Here is a 24,031-nt window from a genome sequence, read left to right on the forward strand (position 1 = left end):
GCGTTACGCCAGGTGGGCCTGGACCTCGGCGGCGGCCTCTTCGCCGTAGGCCTCGGTGAAGCGCTTCATGAAGTGCGCGCGGGCCAGGGTGTACTCCTGGGTGCCCAGGGTCTCGATCACCAGCGTCGCCAGCATGCAGCCGACCTGCGCGGCCCGCTCCAGCCCGACGCCCCAGCCGAGGCCGGTCAGGAAACCGGCGCGGAACGCGTCGCCGACACCGGTCGGGTCGATCTTCGCGTTCTCCTCCGGGCAGCCGACGACGATCGGCTCTTCGCCCTCGCGCTCGATGCGCACGCCGTTCGAGCCGAGCGTGGTGACCCGGGTGCCGACCTTGGAGAGGATCTCCGCGTCCGTCCAGCCGGACTTCGACTCGATGAGGCCCTTCTCGTACTCGTTCGAGAAGAGGTACGTCGCACCCTCCATCAGGGTGCGGATGTTCTCGCCGTCCATCCGGGCGATCTGCTGCGAGAAGTCGGCCGCGAAGGGGATCTGGCGGGTGCGGCACTCCTCCGTGTGGCGCAGCATCGCCTCGGGGTCGTCGGCGCCGATGAGGACGAGGTCCAGCCCGCCCACCCGGTCGGCGACGGCCTTGAGCTCGATCAGGCGGGCCTCGCTCATGGCGCCCGTGTAGAAGGAGCCGATCTGGTTGTGGTCCGCGTCGGTGGTGCACACGAAGCGCGCCGTGTGCAGCACCTCGGAGATCCGGACGGACTCGGTGTCGACGCCGTGCCGGTCCAGCCAGGCGCGGTACTCGTCGAAGTCGTAGCCGGCCGCGCCGACCAGGATCGGGCGGCTGCCGAGCTGCCCCATGCCGAAGCAGATGTTCGGGCCGACACCGCCCCTGCGGACGTCGAGGTTGTCGACGAGGAAGGAGAGGGAGACCGTGTGGAGCTGGTCGGCGACCAGCTGGTCGGCGAAGCGGCCCGGGAAGGTCATCAGGTGGTCGGTGGCGATGGAGCCGGTGACTGCGATACGCACGGCGTGGATGCTCCTGCGGGGGACGGCGGTGGACAGTCAAAACTACCCGGTCGGCAGCTGCGGGCCGACCCGTCGAAACTACCCCGTAGTAGGTCTTTCTCCTCGCTCCGCCCGGGCTTAACGTGCCGTCCATGACCTACACCGATGGTTTCGGGTACGCCGAGCACTCCGCCGGGACGCGGCCCGGCTTCGCCCGGCTGCTGGGCGACTGCGCCCGTATGGCCCCGCACTGGGCGGTCCCGGCCGATCCGCGGCCCGCGTCCGTGGCGCCCTCCCAGATCCACGGCGTCAGCGTCCCGGCCGCGTCCGCCCGGCTCATCGCCTCCACCGCGGAGTACGGCGACTAGGACGAGCCTTCCGGATCTCGGCCCTGTCCGGGCGATCTTCTCGGGCCGGCAGGGAACCGGTTCGCGGTCCGCTCCGTCACACCCGCAACGAGACACGCGGGACAGGCGAAGGAGCGATGCGGTGACCACCGAACGACCCGACACATCACGCCCCACACGACGGCGGCCGGGCTGGGCCGTCGGCTCGGTCGCGGCGGCCGTCCTCCTGGCGGGCGGGGGCACCGCCTACTGGGCGTCCACGGCCCACGGAGACGGCTCGGGCGACCACCGTACGGGTGCCGGCGCGGCCTCCGCGCCCCGCGTCGCGCCGACCCCGCCGGGGCCGGGCATCGCGCCGGGCGAGCCGGACCCCTCGGGCGGCGCGGTGACCTACCGGGCGGACGTCAAGCTCCCCGACGGACCGGCCGGCGCCCCCACCTTCGCCGCGAAGGGCGAGGTGACCTCCGAGGAGGTGGCCCGGCTCGCCGCGGCCCTCGGGATCCCGGGCGCGCCCCGGCTGAACGGCGAGCAGTGGCTGGCCGGTGAGGCGGCCGACGGCGCCGGGCCCCGGCTCACGGTCACCCGTACGGCCCCGGGAACGTGGAACTACGCCCGCTTCCAGGCCGGGGACGGCAACGGCGCGGGCAGCGGCTCGGGCGGCGACAACTGCAAGCGCGGCCAGGACACCTGCGGCCCGGCCACCCTCCCCCAGGGCGCCGGCGACACCGCGCAGCCCGTTTCGGAGCAGGCGGCCAAGTCCGCCGCCGCCCCGGTGCTCGCGGGCGCGGGCCAGGCCGACACCAAGCTGGACGCCCGCCTGACCCAGGGCTCGGTCCGGGTGGTGACGGCGGACCCGGTGATCGGCGGCCTGCCCACGCAGGGCTGGTCCAGCAAGGTGAGCGTCGGCCCGGACGGCACGGTGGTGGCGGGCAGCGGCGAGCTGAAGGCGCCGGTCCGCGCGGCCGACGAGCCGGTGGTCGGGGCCGTCGAGGCGCTGGCCCGGCTCAATGCCCGCAGCGGCGGCTCGGACGGGACCGGCCCCGGTCCCAGCGGTTGCGCGACCTCGGTCCCGCAGACCCCGGACACGCCGACGGGGGCGACGGACACCCTGCCCTGCAACCCGGAGCCGCGTCCGATGAAGCCGCCGCGGACGGAGACCGTACGGGGGGCCGTGCTGGGGCTCGCCGCGGGAACGGTCGACAGCGGTGAGCGGGGTCTGGTCCCGGCCTGGTTCTTCGAGGTGGCGGGCAAGGACGGCGGGCCGTCCCGCACCGTGGTCGAGCCGGCTTCCTCCCGGGAGACCGTCGCGCCGGGCGCGGGGGCCTCGCGTACCGTGCCCGGGTTCTCGTACAAGGAGGCCGACCGGACGCTGACCGTGAACTTCTGGGGCGGGGTGTGCAGCACCTACGCCGTGGAGGCGCGGGAGGAGGGGACCGACGTCCTGGTGAAGATCACCGACACCCCGAACAAGCCGGGGCGGGCCTGCATCATGCTGGCGAAGGAGATGTCCCTGACGGTGACGCTCCAGAAGCCGCTGGGCGACCGGAAGGTGGTCGACGCGACGACCGGCAAGCAGCTGCCCCGCCAGTAGGACGGTCCGGCAGGACGGTGCGCACACGACGAGGGCCCGGACGGCGAACGCCGTCCGGGCCCTCGTCGCAGGACTGCCTAGCTGAACGAGTCGCCGCAGGCGCAGGAGCCGGTGGCGTTCGGGTTGTCGATCGTGAAGCCCTGCTTCTCGATGGTGTCGACGAAGTCGATGGACGCACCGTGCAGGTACGGGGAGCTCATGCGGTCGGTGACGACCTTGACCCCGTCGAAGTCCTTGACGACGTCGCCGTCGAGGGAGCGCTCGTCGAAGAAGAGCTGGTAGCGCAGGCCGGAGCAGCCACCGGGCTGGACGGCGACGCGGAGCGCCAGGTCATCGCGGCCCTCCTGCTCCAGCAGGGTCCTGACCTTCTCGGCGGCGGCGTCGGACAGGAGGATGCCGTCGCTCACGGTGGTCTTTTCGTCCTGTACGGACATCTGCATTCACTCCCGAAGTGGGCGGCTCCCCGCCGGAGGGCTGGGGAAACGTCGGACTCTTGCCGTCGGTGGCAACCAGCGCGACCGCGGATTCATTCCGGGGTCCCGCACCTTGTTCCAGTTCTTCATGCTCGCACACACCGGGGCCGGGGTGCGGACCTGACGGACGAGGAGTCACGGAGCGGGCGAATTCGTCACATCGACACAATCGGCATCGTCAAACTGACGTGAAGCGGCTATGATAGATAGCGTCAAATAGACGAGAAGTCGCTCCGAACGTCTTCCGAAGTCCCTTGTCGCAGAAGAGAAAGGGTGCGTGTCGTGACCACCGCCCAGCCTATGGACGTCCAGCCCCTGGACGTCCAGCCGACGCCGCTCGCCCTGCTGCTGCTCGGCCGCGAAGCCGACCCCAAGAGCGAGCGCGGGGTCGAGTGCCCCGGCGACCTGCCCTCGCCGTCGGACCCGGACCTGGTGGCGCGCGCCCGCGCGGCCAAGGAGAAGCTCGGGGACAAGGTCTTCATCCTCGGCCACCACTACCAGCGCGACGAGGTCATCGAGTTCGCCGATGTGACCGGTGACTCCTTCAAGCTGGCCAAGGACGCGGCCGCCAAGCCGGAGGCCGAGTACATCGTCTTCTGCGGCGTCCACTTCATGGCCGAGTCCGCCGACATCCTGACCACCGACGACCAGAAGGTCGTCCTGCCCGACCTCGCGGCGGGCTGCTCGATGGCCGACATGGCCACCGCCGAGCAGGTCGCGGAATGCTGGGACGTGCTGACCGAGGCCGGGATCGCCGGCACCACGGTGCCGGTCTCGTACATGAACTCCTCCGCCGACATCAAGGCCTTCACCGGTAAGCACGGCGGCACGATCTGCACCTCCTCCAACGCGAAGAAGGCCCTGGAGTGGGCCTTCGAGCAGGGGGAGAAGGTGCTCTTCCTCCCGGACCAGCACCTGGGCCGCAACACCGCCGTGCGCGACATGGGCATGTCGCTGGACGACTGCGTGCTCTACAACCCGCACAAGCCGAACGGCGGCCTCACCGTCGAGCAGCTGCGGGACGCCAAGATGATCCTGTGGCGCGGGCACTGCTCGGTCCACGGCCGGTTCTCGGTCGACTCCGTCAACGACGTCCGCGCCCGCATCCCCGGCGTGAACGTGCTCGTGCACCCCGAGTGCAAGCACGAGGTCGTGGCGGCAGCCGACTACGTGGGCTCGACGGAGTACATCATCAAGACGCTGGAGGCGGCCCCGGCCGGCTCCAAGTGGGCCATCGGCACCGAGCTGAACCTGGTCCAGCGCCTGGCGAATCGATTCGCCGCCGAGGACAAGGAAGTCGTCTTCCTCGACAAGACGGTCTGCTTCTGCTCGACCATGAACCGCATCGACCTCCCCCACCTGGTGTGGGCCCTGGAATCCCTGGCCGAGGGCAACCTCGTCAACCGGATCCAGGTCGACAAGGAGACCGAGAGCTTCGCGAAGCTCGCCCTGGAGCGGATGCTCGCGCTGCCGTAGGCCGGGCCCTCCCCCGCATGCCCGAAGGGGCGCCTCCCGGCCGGGAGGCGCCCCTTCGGCGTTGGTACGGTCCCTGCGGTCACACCCGCGCCGGGGTCTCCCCCTCGCTCAGGGCCGGGACCACCGTCAGGCGGGCCCGCCGCCTGGCGCGGCGGCGGTCCTTGAAGAGCTCGACCATCGTGTACAGGGTCGGCACCAGGAGCAGGGTCAGCAGGGTCGAGCTGACCAGGCCGCCGATGACGACCACCGCGAGCGGCTGCGAGATGAAGCCGCCTTCGCCGGTGACGCCGAGCGCCATCGGCAGCAGCGCGAAGACCGTCGCGAGTGCGGTCATCAGGATGGGCCGCAGGCGGTGCCGGCCGCCCTCTATGACGGCCTCGACGACGCCCAGGCCCTGGCGCCGGTATTGGTTGACGAGGTCGATCAGGACGATCGCGTTGGTCACGACGATGCCGATGAGCATCAGCATGCCGATCATCGCCGGGACGCCCATGGGGGTGCCGGTGACGATCAGCAGGCCGAGCGCGCCGGTCGCCGCGAAGGGGACGGAGACCAGCAGGATCAGCGGCTGGACCAGCGAGCGGAAGGTCGCCACCAGCAGCATGAAGACGATCGCGATGGCCGCGAGCATCGCCAGGCCCAGGGAGCCGAAGGCCTCGCTCTGGTCCTGGGAGACACCTCCGATGGAGGCGGTGGCGCCGGCGGGCAGGTCCAGCGCCTTGATGCTGCTCTGCAGTGCGCTGCTGACGGCGCCGGTGTTCTCGCCGACCGGGCGGGCGGTGATGGTGGCGGCGCGCGCGCCGTCGATCCGGGTCATCGCGACGGGGCCGGGGACCATCTTGACGTCGGCGACGTCGCCGAGCTTGGCCGTCGGCCCGACGGGGAGCGCCTGGAGTTCGGCGAGGGTGGTGGCCGGCCGGGCGGACTTGATGACGATGTCCCGCTCGGTGTCGTCCAGTACGGCCTTGCCGGCCGGGGTGCCGCGTACGGCCTGGGCGACGAGCGCGCCCAGCGCGCCTTGGTCCAGTCCCGCTTCGGCGGTCTTGGGGGTGGCGGTGACCGAGATGCGGGGCACGGACTGGGACAGGTCGCTCTGGACGTCGGTGACGTCCTTGAGCTTGGCCATCTCGGCCTGGACCTGCCCGGCGGCCTTGGCGAGCACGTCGGCGTCACCGGCCTTGACGACCACGCTCAGGTTGGAGCTGCCGAAGCCGCCGCCCGCGAGGATCCGGGTCTCGCCGACGCCGTCGAGCTTGGCCAGCTCGCTCTCGATGTGATCCTTGACGGAGCCGGCGTCGTCCGCGTTCTCCAAGGTGACCTGGTAGGACGCCTGGTTGGTGCCCGTGCCGCCGCCGAACGCCGCCATGAAGCCGGAGGAGCCGACGGTGACCTGGTAGTCCTTGACGCCGTCGACCGAGGACAGGACCTTCTCGACCTTGTGGCTCGCCTCGTCGGCCGCGGCCAGCGAGGTGCCCGGCTCCAGGGTCTGCTTGACCGTCAGGGTGTCCTGCTCGCCCTGGTCGAAGAAGTTCGTCTTGAGCAGCGGGGTCATGGCGAAGGTGGCGGCAAGGACCGCCACCGCGATGGCGACGCTGGTCAGCCTGCGGCGGGTGGCGAAGCCGAGGACGCGGACGTAGAACCGCTGGAGCCGGCTGCGCGCCTCCTTCTCCTGCGCGTCGCGCCGCGCCTTCTCCGCGTTCTTGGCGGCTTCTTCGGCCACGCCCCTGGGGGCGCGCAGGAACCAGTACGACAGCACGGGCACGACGGTCAGGGAGACGAGCAGCGACGCCAGCAGGGCGGCGGTGACGGTCAGCGAGAAGGAGCTGAACAGCCGCCCGACCATGCCGCCGACCAGACCGATCGGCAGGAAGACGGCGACGGTGGTGAGGGTGGAGGAGGTGACCGCCCCGGCCACTTCCTTCACCGCGGTGACGATGGCTTCCTCGCGCTCCTCGCCGTAGCCGAGGTGGCGCTTGATGTTCTCCAGGACCACGATCGAGTCGTCGACGACCCGGCCGATGGCGATGGTGAGCGCGCCGAGCGTCAGCATGTTGAGCGACAGGTCCCGGGTCCACAGCACGATCAGCGCGAGCACGACGGACAGCGGGATGGAGACCGCGGTGACCAGCGTCGAGCGCAGCGAGGCGAGGAAGACCAGGATCACGAGGACCGCGAAGACCAGACCGAGGGCGCCCTCGGTGGTCAGGCCCGAGATGGACTTGGCGACCGCCGGCCCCTGGTCCATGATCACGGCCAGGTCGGCGCCGGAGCCGAGGGTGGAGCGCAGCTCGGGCAGCTTGGCTTTGACCGCGTCGGAGATCGCGACGGCGCTGCCGTCCTTGTCCATGGTCACGGTGACGGCGAGGCTGGGCTTGCCGTTGGTACGGGTCAGGGAGACGGCCTTGGCGGGCTCCTGCTTGACCGTGGCGACGTCACCGAGGCGCACGGCCGGCTTGCCGGGCCCGGCGCTCAGGCGCAGGTCCTCCAGCTGGGCGAGGGAGGTGTAGCCGGCGCCGACCCGGACGGTGCGGTTCTTGCCCTGCTCGTCGAAGGAACCGGCGGGGACGCTCGCGCCGCCCGCCTGGAGGCCCTTGGCGAGCAGGGCGCCGTCGAGGCCGGCGGCCGCGAGCCTCGCCGGGTCGGGCGTGACGGTGACCTGGAGCTTCTGGACCCCGTCGACGGTGACCCGGCCGACGCCGGCGATGTCCGAGAGGACGGGCACGACGGAGCTTTCCAGCTGGTCCGCCAGGGCCTGCTGGTCCTTGCCGGAGGTGGCGGCGAGGACCACGGTCGGCATGTCGTCGGTGGAACCGGCCACCACCTGCGGGTCGACGTCGGCGGGCAGCCGGACGCGGGCGCGGCCCACGGCCTGCTGGACGTCGGCGACCAGCTGCTTCGTGCCGCTTTCGTCGTAGTCGAACTGCGCCATGATCAGGGCGTTGCCCTCATTGGCGGTCGAGGTGATGCCGGTGATGCCGTCGACGCCCTTGAGGGTGGCCTCGATCGGCTCGATGACCTGCTTCTCCACCACGTCGGGCGAGGCACCCTCGTACGGCGCGAGCACGGACACCATCGGCAGTTCGATGGAGGGCAGCAGTTGCTGCTTGAGCTGTGGGATGGCTATGGCACCGAAGACGAGCGCGACGATCGACACGAGGCCGATCAGCGCTCTCTGGGCCAGGCTGAAGCGGGACAGCCACGACATGGTTCGGGATCTCTCTGCAGGTTCAGACACGAGCGACCCCTCACCCTGACCCACGGCACGGCGGCGCCGCGTCGCTCCCAGGTGCCGTCCTCGCGTCCCGCGTACCGCGCCCGCAGTACGCCGCCCTACTGCGCGGCTCGTCCCGCCCCTCGGGCCGTGCGCCCCGCTCAGTCCGCGCGGGGCCGGACCAGGCCGGATTCGTAGGCGATGACGACCAGTTGGGCCCGGTCGCGGGCGCCGAGCTTGGCCATGGCCCTGTTGACGTGCGTCTTCACGGTGAGCGGGCTGACCTCCAGGCGGCCGGCGATGCCGTCGTTGGACAGGCCCGCCGCGACGAGTACGAGGACCTCGCGCTCCCGGCCGGTGAGCGCGGCGAGCCGTTCGGCGTGCGCGGAGCCGGGGCCGGGGGGATCGGCGTGGGCGCCCTGGGCGAGGAAGGTGGCGATCAGCCCCTTGGTGGCGGCCGGGGAGAGCAGCGCCTCGCCGGCGGCGGCGACGCGGATGGCGTTGAGCAGTTCCTCGGGCTCGGCGCCCTTGCCGAGGAAGCCGGAGGCGCCGGCCCGCAGCGCCTGGACGACGTACTCGTCGACCTCGAAGGTGGTCAGCATGACGACGCGCACCGCCGCGAGTTCCGGGTCGGCGGTGATCATCCGGGTGCCGGCGAGGCCGTCGGTGCCGGGCATGCGGATGTCCATGAGGACGACGTCGGCCCGGTGGTCGCGAGCGAGCGCGTAGGCCTGGGCGCCGTCGGAGGCCTCGCCCACGACGTGCATGTCGGGCTCGGACTCGACGAGCACCTTGAACGCGCTGCGCAGCAGCGCCTGGTCGTCGGCGAGCAGCACCCTGATGGGCGTCGGGGTCTCTTCCACGCCCCGAGCGTACGGGGGCTGCCCGGTCAGCCGAGGGCGAGGGTCAGCAGCGCGGTGGTGCCCGCGACCTCGGACAGGGCTCCGAACACGTCGCCGGTGACCCCGTCGAAGCGGCGCACGCAGCGGCGCAGCAGGAGCCCCGCCGCGCCCAGTGCGAGGAGCACCGCGGCCGCGTGCCGGGCGGCGGCGGGCAGGCCCAGCGGCAGGGCCGCTGCGGCGGCCGCCGCCACGGTGAGGGCGGCGACGGCAACGGCCGAGCCGCGCGGGACCACGCCCGCGACCGCCGCTCCCAGGCCCCCGGGCCGGGCCGCGGGGACGCCGACGCGCGAGGCCAGGGTCATCGCGAGCCGGGCGGCGACGGCGGCGGTCACCGCGGCGAGGGCACCCCGGGCCCAGCCGTCGGCGTAGGCGTCGGCCAGGGCGGCCACCTGGATCAGCAGCACGAAGAGCAGGGTGATCACCCCGAAGGGGCCGATGTCGGACTGCTTCATGATCCGCAGCGCGTCCTCGGCCGGCTTCGCGCTGCCCAGCCCGTCGGCGGTATCGGCCAGTCCGTCGAGGTGCAGGCCCCGGGTCAGCGCGGCCGGGACGGCCACGGTGACGGCCGCGGCCAGCAGCGGACCGCCGCCGAGCAGGAGCAGGGCCGTTCCGGCCGCCGCCGCGAGCGCGCCGACGACGAGGCCGACGAGCGGGGCGCACGCCATCCCGGTCCGGGCGGCCGGCCGGTCCCAGCGCGTGACGCGGGCGGGCAGCACGGTGAGCGTGCCGAACGCGAAGCGAAGCCCGTCGCCGAGCGGGGCGCGCTCCCGGGGCGGGACGGTCGGCGGATCTTCGTACGAATCTGTCATCGGCGCGAACGCTACCCGCTCGGGGCGGCCGGTAAATTGCCCAATACCTGCTAAACCGGGAGCTGTCAGGGGAAGGAGCCGGCGGTATGGGTCACTGGTGGTATCGGAACATCGTCGAACCGGGGAAGCTGCCCCTGCTGGTCGCCCTGCTGTCCTTCGTGCTGTCGTTCCTGGTCACCCGCGTGATCACCCGGCTGATCCGGGCGGGCCGGGGCCCGTTCCGCAACGTGTCGCCGGGCGGCCTGCACATCCACCACGTCGTGCCCGGGGTGGTCCTCGTGATCATCGGCGGGTTCGGCTCGATCGCCAGCGGCCGGGGCGGTTTCGGCGCGCTGGCCTCGGCCGTGCTCTTCGGGCTGGGCGCGGGCCTGGTGCTGGACGAGTTCGCGCTGATCCTGCACCTCGACGACGTCTACTGGAGCGAGCAGGGCCGCAAGAGCGTCGAGATCGTGGTCCTGACGGCCGCGCTGGTGGCGCTGGTGCTGGGCGGGTTCCTGCCCTTCGGGGTCAACGACCTCAGCCCCGACGAACGGCAGAGCCGCGGCCTGGTCGTCCTGAACATGGCCGGCAACTTCTTCCTGGCGCTGGTCGCGCTGTGGAAGGGCAAGCCGCGCACCGCGCTGTTCGGGACGGTGGTCCCCTTCGTGGCGCTGATCGGCGCGATCCGGCTGGCCCGGCCCGGTTCCCCGTACGCGAAGCGGTTCTACGCCAAGCGCCCGCGGGCCCGCGCCAGGGCCGGGCTGCGCGCCTTCCACCACGACCGGCGCTGGGCCGCGCCGCGCCGCAGGTTCGAGAACTTCATCGGCGGCACCCCGGACCCGGAGCGGATCCCCCTGCGCAAGGGCCCGCCGCACTGAGCGACGGGCCCTGCCCCGAACAGCCCCCGCGCCGCTCAGCCCGGGATCAGGCCGTCGTCGCTGAGCATCTGCCGGACCTCGTCCAGCGTGGCGTCCGGGGCGGGCAGGATGAGCTCCGACGGCTCCAGTACGTCGTCCGGCAGCGGCCGGCCGAGCCGTCGGACCGCATCGAGCAGCTCGCCGAGCGTCCTGCGGAAGCCCGACTCGTCACCGGACTCCATCTCCTCCAGGAGGGCGTCGTCCAGGGCGTTGAGCTCGGCGAAGTGGCTGTCGGCCAGCTCCACCTGGCCTTCCCCCATGATGCGGACAATCATGACGGGCCCCGTCCTACTGCTTGTCGAACCGGTGCTGGGTCTGCGACGGCTGGCCCGTGCCGGGGGCACCGCCCTCGATGGCCTGCTGCTGCGCGGACGGGCCGCCGGCCAGCTCGGCCTTCATCCGCTGGAGCTCCAGTTCCACATCGGTGCCGCCGGAGAGGCGGTCGAGCTCGGCCTGGATGTCGTCCTTGGAGCCGAGACCGCTCTGGTCGTCCAGGGCGCCGGAGGCCAGCAGTTCGTCGATCGCGCCGGCCCTGGCCTGGAGCTGGGCGGTCTTGTCCTCGGCACGCTGGATGGCGAGGCCGACGTCGCTCATCTCCTCCGAGATGCCGGAGAAGGACTCGGCGATCCGGGTCTGCGCCTGGGCGGCGGTGTAGGTGGCCTTGATGGTCTCCTTCTTCGTCCGGAAGGCGTCCACCTTGGCCTGCAGGCGCTGGGAGGCGAGGGTCAGCTTCTCCTCCTCGCCCTGGAGGGTCTGGTGCTGCACCTCCAGGTCGCTGACCTGCTGCTGGAGGGAGGCGCGGCGGGCCAGGGCCTCGCGGGCCAGGTCCTCGCGGCCGAGGGCGAGCGCCTTGCGGCCCTGGTCCTCCAGCTTGGCGGACTGGCCCTGGAGCTGGTTCAGCTGCAGCTCCAGCCGCTTGCGGGAGGTCGCCACATCGGCGACGCCCCGGCGCACCTTCTGCAGCAGTTCCAGCTGCTTCTGGTAGGAGTAGTCGAGGGTTTCGCGCGGGTCCTCGGCCCGGTCAAGGGCCTTGTTCGCCTTCGCGCGGAAGATCATCCCCATACGCTTCATGACACCGCTCATGGGCTTCGCGCGCCCCCTTCTAGACGGACTTCGCTCCAGGTCACAGCCATGGCGGTGCCCGGTCTCCCGAGACGGCCGCCATCAGGACCCACAGTACGGGCCCTGTCTCCATTACCGCACTGTTCCTGCCCGGATGCGCTCCTCCTCCAGGACGACTGACTCCCCCGCCGTATCGGGCGCGAGGAGTAGGTGATCCCAGGAGAACCCCCGAGATCCCCGGGACCCGGTGCGCTCCCGGGCCGTCCGCGCGGGAGGTGCGCCCGCCGCAAGAACCCTGCACAGGGAAGACGCCCGCCGTTGCCGGATCGTTCCCCGCGGAGGTGGGGCGGGAGCGCACGACCACGTACGCTTGGGTTTTGTGTTTGGTAGCCGTTCCTCCAAGGAAGAAAAGGACGCCGCCACCGACAAGGTGAGCGCCGGCCTTTCGCAGCCCCGTGACCCCCAGGCCCCGAAGGGCCGCCCGACGCCGAAGCGTGCTGTGGCCCAGTCGCAGCGCAAGGCAGTGGCGGCTCCGACCGGCAACCGCAAGGAGGATGCCAAGCGCGCCCGTGAGCGCCGCCGCGAAGAGATGGCGAAGCAGCGCCAGGCGCTGGCCAACGGCGACGAGCGGGCCCTGCCCGCCCGTGACAAGGGCCCGGTCCGCAGGTACGTCCGCGACTACGTGGACGCCCGCTACTCGGTCGCCGAGATGTTCCTGCCCCTCGCGGTGATCATCCTGGTGCTGAGCATGGTCCGGATCCCCTCGATCCAGAACATCGCGCTGCTGCTGTGGCTCGGCGTGATCGTCCTGATCATCCTCGACTCCATCGGCCTGTTCATCCGCCTGCGCAAGGCCTTGAACACGCGCTTCCCGAACGAGCCGAAGCGCGGCGCCGTCGCCTACGGCCTGATGCGCACGCTCCAGATGCGCCGCCTGCGTCTGCCGAAGCCGCAGGTCAAGCGCGGGGAACGGCCCTGAGCCGAGCGACGCCCCGCTCAGGGGCGTCAGGGGAGGGGAAACAGGGATTCGCCGGGGGCGCCCGGCTGTGGCTGGAGGGACTGGGCGGACTGCGCAACGCCGTCCGCCAGGAACTCGTGGGCCGCCAGGTCGACGAGCAGATCGTGCACCGCTTCCCCGTCGGGCAGCGGCTGCGCGTGCTCGACGTCGGCATGGGCCAGGGCACGCAGGCCCTGCGCCTGGCCCGCGCCGGGCACATGGTCACCGGCCTGGAGCAGGACCCCGACATGCTCGCGGTCGCGCACGCCGCACTGGCCGCGGAACCGGCCGGGATCCAGGAGCGGGTCCGGCTGATGGAGGGCGACGGCCGCGAGACGGGCGCCCACTTCGGTCCCGGCAGCTTCGACGTGGTGTTGTGCCACGGCGTGCTGATGTACGTGCCCGAGCCGGACCCGATGCTCGCCGGGCTGGCCCGCATGCTGGCGCCGGGCGGGCTGCTGTCCCTGCTCGTGCGCAACGGCGACGCCCTCGCGATGCGACCGGGGCTCGACGGGAACTGGACGGCCGCCCTGGCCGCCTTCGACACCGTCGACTACACGAACCGGCTCGGCCTCGAGGTACGGGCCGACCGGCTGGCCGATCTGACCGCGACCCTGTCCGGGATCGGCGCGCCGCTCCACGCCTGGTACGGCGTCCGCGTCTTCACCGACGGCACCGAGGCCGGCGAGACCCTGCCCCCGGACGGGGAACTGGAGCGATTGCTGGCCGCCGAGGACCGGGCCGGCCGGACCGACCCCTACCGCGGGGTGGCGGCGCTGCTGCACCTGTGCGGCGTACGGGGCTGACGCACCTGTGCGGTGTGCGGGGCCGGGCCCCGCACACCGCCGCCCGATCAGGCGCTCACGCGTCCAGCGCCTCGCGCAGGCTCATCGTGTACAGCTCGGTGCCGCCGTCGTCGGAGAGCTTGACCCGTTCGACCCCGCCCTCCAGCAGGTCCTTCCAGTACTCCCCGATCCAGGACTCCGCGTCCCCCTGCGTGGTGAACTCCTCAGGCTCCACCGACGGGTTGGTCTCGCCGCCGTCGGCCGCCTCGAACCGCCACGTCCACGCCATGTCCGCCTCCGTTGCTCGTCCGCCGCTCGTCTGTCGCTCGCGCGCGTACTCCGCCTCGAGTCTGCCCGCAGAGTAGCCGGGCGCGCAGCAGTCCCGGTGACGCGGGAGGATCATCCCGTGGAACTCACTCTCCTCGGTACCGGTACACCCGAAGGACTGCCCCGCCCCGGCTGTCCCTGCGCCACCTGCGCCCTGGCCGTCGGCCCGGGCGCCCGCGCCGCGACCGCCGTCCTCGTGGACGGCGCGCTGCTGCTGGACCTGACACCGGGGGCGGTGCTGGCCGGCGCCCGTGCGGGGCATTCGCTGTCGGGCGTACGGCAGGTCCTGCTGACCCACCCGCACGACGGCCCGGCCGTCGAGCTGCCGCCCGGGCTGCCCGCCGCCGGGCGGGTGCCGGACGGCCGGGAGCTGGCGGTGATCAGCGGGCACCGGGTGCGGGCGGTGCCGATGGACGCCCCCGGCACGGGGTACGAGGTCACCGGCCCGGACGGCGCCCGGCTGCTGTACCTGCCGCCGGGCGGGGCCCCGGCGGGCCTCGGTCCCGGCGCGGGCGGACAGCTCCCGTACGACGTGGTCCTCGCGGACGTGCTGGGCCGCCCCGAGGCGCTCGCACGGCTGCGGGCGGGCGGGGCGGTCGGCCCGGCCACCGATGTGATCGCCGTGCACCTGGACCACGGGACCCCGCCGGGGCGGGAGCTGGAGCGCCGGTGCGCGGCCGTCGGGGCGCGGACGGTCCCGGACGGCACGACGGTGGTGGCCGGCGAGTACCGCGCGCTGCCGCAGGTGCCGCGGCGGACGCTGGTGCTGGGCGGGGCCCGGTCGGGGAAGTCGTACGAGGCCGAGCGGCGACTGGCGCCGTTCCCCGAGGTGGTCTACGTCGCCACGAGCGGTTCCCGGGAGGGGGACGCGGAGTGGGCGCAGCGGGTGGGGCTGCACCGGGAGCGGCGTCCGGCGAGCTGGCGGACGGTGGAGACGTGCGAGCTGGTGCCGCTGCTGGAGGACGGGGACGGGCCGCCGCTGCTGGTGGACTGCCTGGCGCTGTGGCTGACGGACGCGATGGACCGGGCCGGGGCCTGGGACGACTCGGTGTGGGAGGCGGGCGGCCGCACCGAGCTCCGCAAGCGGACCGGTGCGCTGGCGGCGGCCGTGCGGGCGGCCCGCCGGACGGTGGTGTTCGTCAGCAACGAGGTGGGTGCGGGCGTGGTTCCCGCGACCGCGTCGGGGCGGCGCTTCCGCGACGAGCTGGGCCGGCTGAACAACGCGGTGGCGGCCGAGTGCGAGCACGTGCTGCTGGTCGTCGCGGGCCAGGCGTTGATCTTGAAGCCGTGACGCCGGCGGAGCGGTCCGCGGGGGGCCGTCGGCGGGCTGACCGAGAGGCCGGATCGGGGGCTTGGGGAAGGCCTCACCGCCTGTACGCTCTGGCAGATGACCACGCTGAATCTCGACGAGTTCTCCGATCTGATCGAACGCCCCGACGGGGGCGTCCGTCGTGATGCCGAGGATCGCCGCGAACGGCTGGCCGTGCCGCCCGGCGCGCTGGGCCGGCTCGACGAGCTCGGCGAGTGGCTGGCCGCCGCGCAGGGCCGGGTACCGGTCAGGGCGATCGAGCGGCCGCGCGTCGTGCTGTTCGCCGCCGACCACGGGATCGCCGCCGCCGGGGTCTCCGCCCGGGCCGCCGGTTCAGCCCACGAACTGGTGCGCGCCGTGCTCGACGGGACGAGCCCGGTCGCCGTCCTGGCCGGCCGCTTCGGCGCCGGCGTCCGCATCGTCGACGCGGGACTGGACTGCGACCCCGGGCTGCTCCCGTCGGACGTCACGCGCCACCGGGTCCGCAGCGGCAGCGGCCGCATCGACGTGGAGGACGCGCTGACGCCCGAGGAGGCCGAGGCTGCGCTCCGGCTCGGGATGCGCATCGCCGACGAGGAGGCCGACGCGGGGACGGACCTCGTCGTGCTCGGCGACCTCAGCGTGGGCGGCACCACGGTGGCCGCGACCCTGGTGGCGGCCCTGTGCGGCACGGACGCCTCCGTCGTCACGGGCCGCGGCGGTCTCCCCGTCGACGACCTGACCTGGATGCGCAAGTGTGCGGCGATCCGCGACGCGCTGCGCCGGGCCCGCCCCGTCCTCGGGGACCAGGTGGCCCTGCTGGCAAAGGTCGGCGGTGCGGACGTCGCCGCCATCACGGGGTTCCTGCTCCAGTGCGCGGTACGCCGCACGCCTGTCATCCTCGACGGCATCGTGTCCGCGGCGTGCGGGCTGGTGGCCCAGCGGGCCGCGTTCCGCGCCCCGGACTGGTGGCTGGCCGGCCAGGCCAGCGGAGAGCCGGGCCAGGCCAAAGCCCTGGACCGGATGGCGCTCAACCCGGTGCTCGACCACGGCGTCACAGTAGGTGGGGGAACCGGGGCGTTGCTCGCCCTCCCCCTCGTCCAAGCGGCCGCCGCACTCGCGGCGGACCTGCCCGAGCGGGCGGCGGAGGAAACGAAGGACTGAGTCGACGGGCGCCACGGGCCTGAGCAGTCCGGGGTGCTCGAACCGCCCGTGGACGGTGACGCCCCATAACATCGCATTCCATGGGAGAGGTCCGCTTGACCAGCGTAGAAACCACGACGGTTGCCAACGGCAGAAAAGAGCCCGGCGGGGAGCCCGCCGACAAGGCGGCCGGCCGCAGGGGCACCGGACCATCGCGGCGCGGGGCCGCCTTCGCGGTCTGGTACCTGCGTGCCGTCACCTTCGTGAACTTCCTCAGCGCGGTGTGGCTTTCGCTCGGGCAGGACCTGCGCCGGCACAACACCGCCGACTTCTACACCCCGTACCTGCTGACGGCCGGGTTCGCGTCCGGGCTGTTCTCGCTGATCCTCGCGGTCACCATGCGCCGCCGCAAGCGGGCCGCCTGGATCCTGAACCTGGTGATCAGCGGGATGCTGCTGTTCGCCTTCGCCACCGCGGCCTTCGCCCCGTGCACGGGCGGGGAGTTCAACTTCTGCTACCCCGAGTTCCGCGACCACGCCCAGAACTGGGTGTCGCTGGTGCTGACCGCCGCCTTCGTCGGTGCGCTGGTACTGGGCCGGCACGAGTTCTACGCCAAGGGCGACCGGTCCAACCCCAAGCTCGCCACCGCCGTCGGCGCGGTGGGCCTGCTGCTGACCTCGCTCGTCGCCGCCCTGCTGGTCGGCGCCACCAACACCGACCCCGACCGCGCCCAGGCGACGTTCCTGGCCCGCTGGCGGTACGGCGTGATGCGGCTGGTCACCCTGGAGCCGAACGACCGGGCCTACGACGGGATCGCCACCCCCAGCTGGGTGGACGTCTCCATCAACGTGATGTCGATGATGCTGCTGCTCGCCGTGCTGTTCGCGGCGTTCCGCGCGCGCCGCGCCGTCGACCCGCTGACCCCCGAGGACGAGGAGCGGCTGCGGGCCCTGCTCGCCAAGCAGGGCGACCGCGACTCCCTGGGCTACTTCGCGCTGCGCCGGGAGAAGTCCGTCATCTGGTCCCCCACCGGCAAGGCCGCCGTCACCTACCGCGTCGTCGGCGGCGTCTCACTGGCGTCCGGCGACCCGATCGGCGACCCGGAGGCGTGGCCCGGCGCCATCGAACCCTGGCTGGCCGAGGCCCGCGAACACGGCTGGATCCCGGCCGTGATGGGCGCGAGCGAGGAGGCCGGGCAGATCTACGCGCGGCACGGCCTGGACGCGCTGGAGCTCGGTGACGAGGCCATCGTCGAGACCGACGAGTTCACCCTGGAGGGCCGCGCCATGCGGACCGTCCGGCAGGCCTTCAACCGCGTCAAGCGCGCCGGGTACACCGTCCGCATCCGCCGCCACGCCGACGTGCCGGCCGACGAGATGGACAACCTCCTCAAGCGGGCCGACGACTGGCGCGACGGCGCGACCGAGCGCGGCTTCTCCATGGCGCTGGGCCGGCTGGGCGACCCGGACGACGGCCAGTGCGTGATGCTGGAGTGCTTCGACGGGCAGGGCGAGCTGCGCGCCGTGCTGTCCTTCGTGCCGTGGGGACCCAAGGGCCTGTCGCTCGACCTGATGCGCCGCGACCGGGAATCCGAGAACGGTCTGATGGAGTTCATGGTCATCGAACTCCTGGAGCGCTCGAAGGAGATCGGCGTCACACAGGTCTCACTGAACTTCGCGATGTTCCGTTCCGTCTTCGAACGGGGGTCCAAGCTCGGGGCGGGTCCGGTGCTGCGCATGTGGCGCTCGCTGCTGAGCTTCTTCTCCCGTTGGTGGCAGATCGAGTCCCTCTACCGGGCCAACGCCAAATACCGGCCGATCTGGGAGCCGCGGTTCATGCTCTTCGAGAAGAGTTCCGACCTGCTGCGGATCGGTATCGCGGCGGGCCGGGCCGAGGGCTTCCTGGAGGCACCCGGCCTGCCGAAGTGGCTGCACCGCAGACATCTGGAGACGCGTCGTTGACAGCGTGGTCGAACCCCTCACCGCGGCGGTTCGCCCGCCGCGAGTGGGGGCCCCTGTTCCGGACGATCCGGGACGCGCTCGTCCACCAGAAGTGGCGCGCGATCCCGATGACGATCGGCGCGGTCGCCCTGACCTCGCTGTTCCAGATCGTCCAGAACACCCACTGGGGTTTCCAGCCGGTGCAGGACCTCGGCTCCGTCAAGGCCGCCGACCCGCTCTGGCTGGCGCTCCTGCGGACCCCGCTCTCCCTGTTCGTGCCGGCACTCGACCTGCCGGTGTGGGGGGCACTCGCCCAGATCCTGCTGGTCTTCGGCATCTCCGAGATCTGCATCGGGTGGTGGCGCACCCTGGTGATCGGCTACGTGGCCACGCTCGCCGGGACCACGTACGCCCGGATCGGGCTCTCGCTGGGCCATGACCACCCCTTCGGCCTGCCGGTGTCCGACCGCGTCGTCAACGACACCGGGCCGTCGGCGGCGGTGGTGGGCCTGGCGATCTACGTCTGCTGGCGCTACCGGGCGTACCTGACGGGCGGTCTGGTGATCGCCGTCATGATCGGCGAGGTGCTGTTCAAGGACAACCTGGCGGGCAAGGAGCACCTCGCGGCCATCGCCGCCGTCATGGCGGTGTGCGTGGTGCGCGCGAAGTGGGGTCCGGAGCGCTCCCGGATACCGCTGGGCCGCCGGCCTCCGCCCGCGTCCCCGCCGTCCCCGCCGTCCTCGCGCAGCGACTGACCGGGACTGCGGGTGGAGGCCGTACCGTAGCTTCCCGTGACGACAGACCCCGTCCGGCAGGGACGCTTCCGTGCGGTCCGGCAGTGGCTGCGGACCCATCCGCCGGCGACCGACGCCGCACTCGCTCTCGGGGCGCTCGTCGCCATGGTGGTCGGCTCCTTCGCCAGCCCGCACGGGCCGCACGGTCCCACCTTCGGCACCCGTACCCCCGAGCCGTTCTCGCTCGTGCTGATGCTGCTGGGCTCCGCCGCCCTCGTGTTCGGGCGCCGACGGCCGCGCGCGGTGCTCGCCGCGACCGTCGCCCTTTCGCTGCTGGAGCTGTCCACCGGGGAGCCCCGGGCGCCCGTCGCGATGTGCACGGTGATCGCCCTGTACACGCTCGCCGCCCGCACCGACCGGCCCACGACCTGGAAGGTCGGTCTGCTCACCATGGCGGGGCTGACGGGCGTCGCCATGCTGGCCGGGCCGCTGCCCTGGTACGCGCAGGAGAACATCGGCGTCTTCGCCTGGACCGGCATGGCCGCGGCCGCCGGGGACGCGGTGCGCAGCCGCCGGGCCTTCATCGACGCGATCCGGGAGCGCGCCGAACGCGCCGAACGCACCCGCGAGGAAGAGGCCCGGCGCCGGGTCGCCGAGGAGCGGCTGCGGATCGCGCGGGACCTCCACGACGTGGTGGCCCACCACATCGCCCTGGTCAACGTGCAGGCGGGGGTGGCCGCGCACGTGATGGACAAGCGCCCCGACCAGGCCAAGGAGGCGCTGGCGCACGTACGGGACGCCAGCCGTTCGGCGCTGAACGAACTGCGCGCCACGGTCGGGCTGCTGCGGCAGTCCGGTGATCCGGAGGCGCCGACGGAGCCCGCGCCGGGGTTGGGGGTGCTGGAGGAGCTGACCGACACCTTCCGCAACGCCGGGCTGCCGGTGAAGGTGATGGTCGAGCTGGGCAGGGACGGGGACGCCCTTCCGGCGGCCGTGGACCTGGCCGCGTACCGGGTGATCCAGGAGGCGCTGACCAACGTGCGCAAGCACGCGGGTCCGGGCGCGACGGCCGAGGTCAGCGTGGTGCGGGTGGGGGCGTCCGTGGAGGTGACCGTGCTGGACGACGGGGGCACCTCGGCGGACTCCGCCCCCCGCCCGGCCGACCCGGGCGGCGGCCACGGCCTGCTGGGGATGCGCGAGCGGACCGGCGCCCTGGGCGGGTCCTGCTCCGCCGGGCCCCGCTACGGCGGCGGGTACCGCGTCCACGCGGTCCTGCCGGCGTGAGCGGGGGCGGGCCCGGAGGCGGGCCCCAAGGGGCGCCCGGCCTGCTCGGGTGAGGCCGGAGGCGGGCCCGGCTCAGGCGAGGCCGTAGCGCGCCTCGATGCCCTGGACCAGCAGGGCCAGGCCCTCTTCGAACCCCTCGTCGTACTCCTGGAAGAGGCCGGCGCCCGCCGCTGCGGCAAGGGGGAACTCCGCCAGCCGGGCAGCGCGTTCGGTGACGTCGTAGCCCTCCCTGCGGTCACCGGGGACGGGCTCGACGCCCTGTTCCTCGGTGACGAAGCCGATGGTGAAGGAGTAGGCGGTGGACAGGGCGCGCACCGCCCGGGGCAGTGTGAAGCCCGCGTCGACCAGCGCCCGCAGATCGGCCTCCAGCTGGACGGCGTGCCCGGTGCCCGTGAAGCGCGAGCCGCTGAAGACCTTGGCTCCGTCGCGGTAGCCGAGCAGGGCCGCGCGCAGGGAGCGGTTGCGGGCCAGGAGCCGCTCCTGCCACGCCGTGTGCGGGGCGAGCCGCACCTGGGCGGTCATCCGCCGGTACATCTCGGTGGCCATCTCGTCGAGCAGTTCCTGCTTGTCCTTGAAGTGCCAGTACAGGGCGGGCGCCTGCACGTCCAGCTCCTTGGCGATGGCCCGCAGGGTCAGTCCGTCCAGGCCCACCTCGTTCAGCAGGCGCAGCGCGGTCTCCACGACCTGCTTCTTGTCCAGTTTGGGAGTTCTCCGGGTCGTCACGCTTGACAGATTAACAGTGTTAAGGCGAATCTGTGGAGGCAACTTAACGACGTTAAGGAGATGCGCCATGAGCAGCACTGTGACCAGCGGTACGAACAAGGGCACGCACACGGACGTACTGATCGTCGGCGCGGGCCCCACCGGCCTCGCCCTCGCCGTCGACCTCGCCCGGCGGGGGATCGGCTCCCTCCTCGTGGAGCGGGCCGACGGCCTCTTCCCCGGCTCCCGCGGCAAGGGCGTCCAGCCGCGCACCCGGGAGGTCTTCGACGACCTCGGCGTGGGGGCGGCCATCGGTGCGGCCGGCGGCCCCTACCCGCTCGGGATGATCTGGCAGGACGGCCGGCGCCAGGGCGAGTACCCGATGTTCGACGAGGGTGAGCGCCGCGAGGACTCCCCGTACCACGAGCCCTGGATGGTGCCGCAGTGGCGCACCCAGGAGATCCTCTTCACCCGGCTCGCGGAGCTCGGCGGCGAGGTCGCCTTCGGCAGGGAGTTGACGGGGATCACCCAGGACCCCGACGGGGTGAACGCCCTCTTCGCCTCCGGCCAGAGCGTCCGCGCGCGCTACGCCGTGGCCGCCGACGGCGGCCGGTCCACCGTGCGCCGCGCCCTCGGCATCACGATGACCGGCGAGAGCCTGGATCCGAACCCGATGCTCGTGGCCGACGTCCGCCTCACCGGGCTCGACCGCGAGAACTGGCACATCTTCCCCGCCGCCGACGACTGCGGGGTGCTCACGCTCTGTCCGCTGGCCGGGACGCAGGACTTCCAGCTCACGGCCCGCTTCCCCGAGGGCACGGACATCGACGTCTCCCCCGCCGGGATCCGCGCGGTCGTCGCCGCCCGCACCCACCTCGCCCCCGAGGCCGTGACGGAAGTCCGCTGGGCCTCGGACTTCCGCCCCCGGGCGGCGCTCGCCGACCGGTTCCGCGAGGGCCGCGTCTTCCTCGCCGGGGACGCCGCGCACATCCACTCCCCCGCGGGCGGCCAAGGGCTGAACACCAGCGTCCAGGACGCGTACAACCTCGGCTGGAAGCTGGCCGCGGTGCTGGGCGGCCGGGCCCCCGAGTCCCTGCTCGACACCTACGAGGAGGAACGGCTGCCCGTCGCCGCCGACATGCTCGGCCTGTCCACCCGGGTCCACCGGGGCGAGACCCGGCGCGGCGAGGCCACCCGCATGCTGGGCCTGGGCTACCGCGGCTCCGCCCTCGCCGTGGAGACCCGCACCGCGCTGCCCGAGGGCGCCCTGCGCGCCGGCGACCGCGCACCGGACGGGGTGTGCGGCGGCGTACGCCTCTTCGACGCGTTCCGCGGACCGCACTGGACTCTGCTCGCCGTCGGCGCCGGGGCGGGGGCGCACCTTCCGGCGCTGCCCGACGCCCGTACGGTGCGCATCCCGTCCTACGCACCGTACGGGGACGGGGTGTTCCTCGTCCGCCCCGACGGCTACGTCGGCTGGGCGGGCCCGACGGGCGCGGGCGCCGCCGACTACGCGGTCCTGGCCGGCGTCTGAACCGGGACAGGGCCCCGGGGCCGCCGGCCCGGCCACGGCCGGCCCGGGCCGCCTAAGGCTCGCCCCTCGGCGGGCACCAGCGGCGCCAGGCGTCCAGGTCGGTCTTCTTCTGGAGCGAGCTGAGCTTCTCCCGCTGCGAGACGGGGCACCACTCGCGCAGCCGGCCCTCGTACTCGACGTGGAAGACGGCCTTCCCGGCCGCGACGAACGGCCGGTACCGCTCGCACTCCTCGTACTGGGCGCACTGCTCGTTGACGGCGAACTCGAAGTCACCGACGAGGTCGGGGATCTGGTCCAGGTCGTTCTTGAGCCCGACCGACAGTCCCCGGTCGTGCGCGAGCTTCGCGATCAGCCGGTTGTAGGCCAGCTGGTCGGCGGCGGTGAGCGGGAACCCGGACGAGTTGGCGTACCCGTCCATGTTGTCCGGCTCGATCGCGTCGAAGCCCTTGGCCTTGCACATGTCGAACCGCTTGGCCATCAGCGGTTCCAGTTCGGCCGAGCGCCGGATGTCCAGCCAGCGCTCGCCCTCCCAGCCGTTGCCCTTGCCCAGCAGTTCCTTCGGGAAGTCGGCGGCGTCGGGACGGAAGTCCTCCCAGGCTCCGGTGGAGAGGTAGCAGATCGTCTTGCGGCCGGCCTTCTTCAAGGCGGCCACCTGCTCCTTGGAGGTGTTGAAGCCGTCGACGTCGTACACGGCCGCCTTCACGGAGGCATCGAGCGCGCCGGTCAGCTGCCACTGCCAGCTCACCTGCGGCGCGGGCTGCCAGCGCTGCCCGGGCGCCGGGTCGGGCGACAGGTCGTCGGGTTCCGGCGACTCGGGCACGGACGTGCAGGAGGCCAGGAGCAGGAGCGGGCCGACGAGCAGCCAGGGCAGCGCGCGGCGCCTCATGCGGTGGCCTCCAGGGCGTACGGCAGGGTTCCCCACGGGTGCGCGCCGGTGCCGGGGACCGCGCAGTGCACGGCGGCCCCTCGCTCCAGGGCGAGTTCGGCGGCCGGGGCGCCCGGCGGGACGGCGTACACGAGGTGGCAGAACCGCTGGGCGGGGTGGTCGGCGGTCCACCCCGGGGCGGCTCCCGCGTCGCGGTACGCGTCCCAGGGACCCTCGAAGGTGACGAGCAGGTCGGCGAGCGCGGCGTACCCGGGGTGCGGGTGGACGCCGTGGTTCAGGACGAGGGTGCGGGCGCCGGCCGCCCGGGCGGCGACGGCGAGCCGGCCGTAGTGCGGCAGGAGTCCCGGCTCCGCGGAGGCCTGGTCGAGGAAGGCGCCGTCGGTGGCGTACCAGTCGCGGTGGCGCAGCAGGTCCTGGACGACGGCCGCGTGCGGGCGGCGCCCGTAGTCGGTGTCGGTGTACCCCAGGACGGGCACCCCGGCGGCCCGCAGCCGCCCGGCGACCGCGGCGAACCGTTCGTCGGGGGCCGCGCCCGGCCCGCTGTCGGGGTTGAGCACCACCGAATGCAGCCGGCCGGCCGAGGCGATGAGCAGCTCCCACGCCTCGGGCCGGTCGGCGGGGTGCTCGTAGAGGGGCACCAGCAGCATGAGGTCCTTCTTCTTGTGCGTCTCGTACGGGGGCACGTGC

General features: G+C 72.9%; 23 protein-coding genes. 12 read left to right on the plus strand and 11 right to left on the minus strand.

The window, feature by feature from the left end:
• Nucleotides 1-3: 3 nt before the first annotated feature.
• Nucleotides 4-978 (minus strand): carbohydrate kinase family protein, encoded by a 975-nt coding sequence (locus tag OHA81_RS09740; protein WP_329194664.1) that lies wholly within the window; start codon nucleotides 976-978, stop codon nucleotides 4-6.
• A gap of 131 nt (nucleotides 979-1,109) precedes the next feature.
• On the opposite strand from OHA81_RS09740, the gene OHA81_RS09745 reads away from it, so the two are divergent.
• On the plus strand, nucleotides 1,110-1,325 hold the full coding sequence (locus tag OHA81_RS09745; RefSeq protein ID WP_329194665.1) for a hypothetical protein: 216 nt from the start codon (nucleotides 1,110-1,112) through the stop codon (nucleotides 1,323-1,325).
• 121 nt (nucleotides 1,326-1,446) lie between these two features.
• A complete protein-coding gene (locus tag OHA81_RS09750; RefSeq protein ID WP_329194667.1) occupies nucleotides 1,447-2,895 on the plus strand; it encodes a hypothetical protein in 1,449 nt (482 codons plus the stop codon).
• A 77-nt stretch (nucleotides 2,896-2,972) separates the two neighbouring features.
• Here OHA81_RS09750 and erpA read toward each other — a convergent pair whose 3' ends face one another.
• Entirely contained in the window at nucleotides 2,973-3,329 is a 357-nt protein-coding gene (gene erpA, locus OHA81_RS09755; protein WP_136217385.1) for an iron-sulfur cluster insertion protein ErpA, read from the minus strand.
• 312 nt (nucleotides 3,330-3,641) lie between these two features.
• On the opposite strand from erpA, the gene nadA reads away from it, so the two are divergent.
• Nucleotides 3,642-4,844 carry a quinolinate synthase NadA gene (gene nadA, locus OHA81_RS09760; RefSeq protein ID WP_329194671.1) on the plus strand — a complete coding sequence of 401 codons (1,203 nt, stop codon included), beginning with the start codon at nucleotides 3,642-3,644 and terminating at the stop codon, nucleotides 4,842-4,844.
• A gap of 79 nt (nucleotides 4,845-4,923) precedes the next feature.
• Here the strand turns inward: nadA and OHA81_RS09765 are convergent, their stop codons facing one another.
• The 3 genes from OHA81_RS09765 to OHA81_RS09775 form a co-directional block, all read right to left on the minus strand.
• Complete coding sequence (locus OHA81_RS09765) at nucleotides 4,924-8,049, minus strand: efflux RND transporter permease subunit (RefSeq protein ID WP_329194674.1); 3,126 nt, start codon at nucleotides 8,047-8,049, stop codon at nucleotides 4,924-4,926.
• 167 nt (nucleotides 8,050-8,216) lie between these two features.
• The gene (locus OHA81_RS09770) at nucleotides 8,217-8,918 is read right to left on the minus strand and encodes a response regulator transcription factor (protein WP_329194676.1); all 702 of its coding nucleotides are present in this window, start codon (nucleotides 8,916-8,918) and stop codon (nucleotides 8,217-8,219) included.
• Nucleotides 8,919-8,944: 26 nt separating this feature from the next.
• The gene (locus OHA81_RS09775) at nucleotides 8,945-9,766 is read right to left on the minus strand and encodes an adenosylcobinamide-GDP ribazoletransferase (RefSeq protein WP_329194677.1); all 822 of its coding nucleotides are present in this window, start codon (nucleotides 9,764-9,766) and stop codon (nucleotides 8,945-8,947) included.
• An 86-nt stretch (nucleotides 9,767-9,852) separates the two neighbouring features.
• Between OHA81_RS09775 and OHA81_RS09780 the strand changes: the two genes are divergently transcribed.
• Nucleotides 9,853-10,623, plus strand: coding sequence for a hypothetical protein (locus OHA81_RS09780; protein WP_329194679.1), 771 nt, complete (start codon nucleotides 9,853-9,855; stop codon nucleotides 10,621-10,623).
• A gap of 35 nt (nucleotides 10,624-10,658) precedes the next feature.
• Here the strand turns inward: OHA81_RS09780 and pspAA are convergent, their stop codons facing one another.
• Nucleotides 10,659-10,937, minus strand: coding sequence for a PspA-associated protein PspAA (gene pspAA, locus OHA81_RS09785; protein ID WP_329194681.1), 279 nt, complete (start codon nucleotides 10,935-10,937; stop codon nucleotides 10,659-10,661).
• Nucleotides 10,938-10,950: 13 nt separating this feature from the next.
• Nucleotides 10,951-11,745, minus strand: coding sequence for a PspA/IM30 family protein (locus tag OHA81_RS09790; protein ID WP_329194683.1), 795 nt, complete (start codon nucleotides 11,743-11,745; stop codon nucleotides 10,951-10,953).
• Nucleotides 11,746-12,103: 358 nt separating this feature from the next.
• Here OHA81_RS09790 and OHA81_RS09795 point away from each other — a divergent pair, with 358 nt between their 5' ends.
• Both OHA81_RS09795 and OHA81_RS09800 read left to right on the plus strand, forming a co-directional pair.
• A complete protein-coding gene (locus tag OHA81_RS09795; RefSeq protein ID WP_329194685.1) occupies nucleotides 12,104-12,703 on the plus strand; it encodes a DUF3043 domain-containing protein in 600 nt (199 codons plus the stop codon).
• A 116-nt stretch (nucleotides 12,704-12,819) separates the two neighbouring features.
• A complete protein-coding gene (locus OHA81_RS09800) occupies nucleotides 12,820-13,527 on the plus strand; it encodes a class I SAM-dependent methyltransferase (RefSeq protein WP_329194687.1) in 708 nt (235 codons plus the stop codon).
• A gap of 55 nt (nucleotides 13,528-13,582) precedes the next feature.
• On the opposite strand, the gene OHA81_RS09805 is transcribed toward OHA81_RS09800, so the two are convergent.
• Nucleotides 13,583-13,795: a hypothetical protein gene (locus tag OHA81_RS09805; protein ID WP_190182197.1), complete on the minus strand. Its 213-nt coding sequence runs from the start codon at nucleotides 13,793-13,795 to the stop codon at nucleotides 13,583-13,585.
• Between the two features lie 117 nt (nucleotides 13,796-13,912).
• On the opposite strand from OHA81_RS09805, the gene OHA81_RS09810 reads away from it, so the two are divergent.
• The 5 genes from OHA81_RS09810 to OHA81_RS09830 all read left to right on the plus strand — a co-directional run bounded on the left by OHA81_RS09810 (nucleotide 13,913) and on the right by OHA81_RS09830 (nucleotide 20,222).
• A complete protein-coding gene (locus OHA81_RS09810; RefSeq protein WP_329194689.1) occupies nucleotides 13,913-15,124 on the plus strand; it encodes a bifunctional adenosylcobinamide kinase/adenosylcobinamide-phosphate guanylyltransferase in 1,212 nt (403 codons plus the stop codon).
• A 96-nt stretch (nucleotides 15,125-15,220) separates the two neighbouring features.
• Nucleotides 15,221-16,285 carry a nicotinate-nucleotide--dimethylbenzimidazole phosphoribosyltransferase gene (gene cobT, locus OHA81_RS09815; RefSeq protein ID WP_443056492.1) on the plus strand — a complete coding sequence of 355 codons (1,065 nt, stop codon included), beginning with the start codon at nucleotides 15,221-15,223 and terminating at the stop codon, nucleotides 16,283-16,285.
• Between the two features lie 80 nt (nucleotides 16,286-16,365).
• On the plus strand, nucleotides 16,366-18,225 hold the full coding sequence (locus OHA81_RS09820; RefSeq protein ID WP_329194691.1) for a phosphatidylglycerol lysyltransferase domain-containing protein: 1,860 nt from the start codon (nucleotides 16,366-16,368) through the stop codon (nucleotides 18,223-18,225).
• Nucleotides 18,222-18,959 (plus strand): hypothetical protein, encoded by a 738-nt coding sequence (locus tag OHA81_RS09825; RefSeq protein ID WP_329194692.1) that lies wholly within the window; start codon nucleotides 18,222-18,224, stop codon nucleotides 18,957-18,959. The genes OHA81_RS09820 and OHA81_RS09825 overlap by 4 nt, the downstream gene beginning before the upstream one ends.
• A gap of 36 nt (nucleotides 18,960-18,995) precedes the next feature.
• Entirely contained in the window at nucleotides 18,996-20,222 is a 1,227-nt protein-coding gene (locus OHA81_RS09830) for a sensor histidine kinase (protein WP_329194693.1), read from the plus strand.
• A 72-nt stretch (nucleotides 20,223-20,294) separates the two neighbouring features.
• Here OHA81_RS09830 and OHA81_RS09835 read toward each other — a convergent pair whose 3' ends face one another.
• The gene (locus OHA81_RS09835; RefSeq protein WP_329194695.1) at nucleotides 20,295-20,945 is read right to left on the minus strand and encodes a TetR/AcrR family transcriptional regulator C-terminal domain-containing protein; all 651 of its coding nucleotides are present in this window, start codon (nucleotides 20,943-20,945) and stop codon (nucleotides 20,295-20,297) included.
• 67 nt (nucleotides 20,946-21,012) lie between these two features.
• On the opposite strand from OHA81_RS09835, the gene OHA81_RS09840 reads away from it, so the two are divergent.
• Entirely contained in the window at nucleotides 21,013-22,458 is a 1,446-nt protein-coding gene (locus OHA81_RS09840; protein WP_329194697.1) for an FAD-dependent monooxygenase, read from the plus strand.
• Between the two features lie 52 nt (nucleotides 22,459-22,510).
• Here OHA81_RS09840 and OHA81_RS09845 read toward each other — a convergent pair whose 3' ends face one another.
• Nucleotides 22,511-23,344, minus strand: a complete 834-nt coding sequence (locus OHA81_RS09845; protein ID WP_329194699.1) for an endo alpha-1,4 polygalactosaminidase — start codon at nucleotides 23,342-23,344, stop codon at nucleotides 22,511-22,513.
• Nucleotides 23,341-23,991: a spherulation-specific family 4 protein gene (locus OHA81_RS09850; RefSeq protein WP_329202138.1), complete on the minus strand. Its 651-nt coding sequence runs from the start codon at nucleotides 23,989-23,991 to the stop codon at nucleotides 23,341-23,343. The genes OHA81_RS09845 and OHA81_RS09850 overlap by 4 nt, the downstream gene beginning before the upstream one ends.
• Between the last annotated feature and the right edge of the window lie 40 nt (nucleotides 23,992-24,031).

This window comes from Streptomyces sp. NBC_00667, assembly GCF_036226825.1.
Taxonomy (GTDB): Bacteria; Actinomycetota; Actinomycetes; order Streptomycetales; family Streptomycetaceae; genus Streptomyces.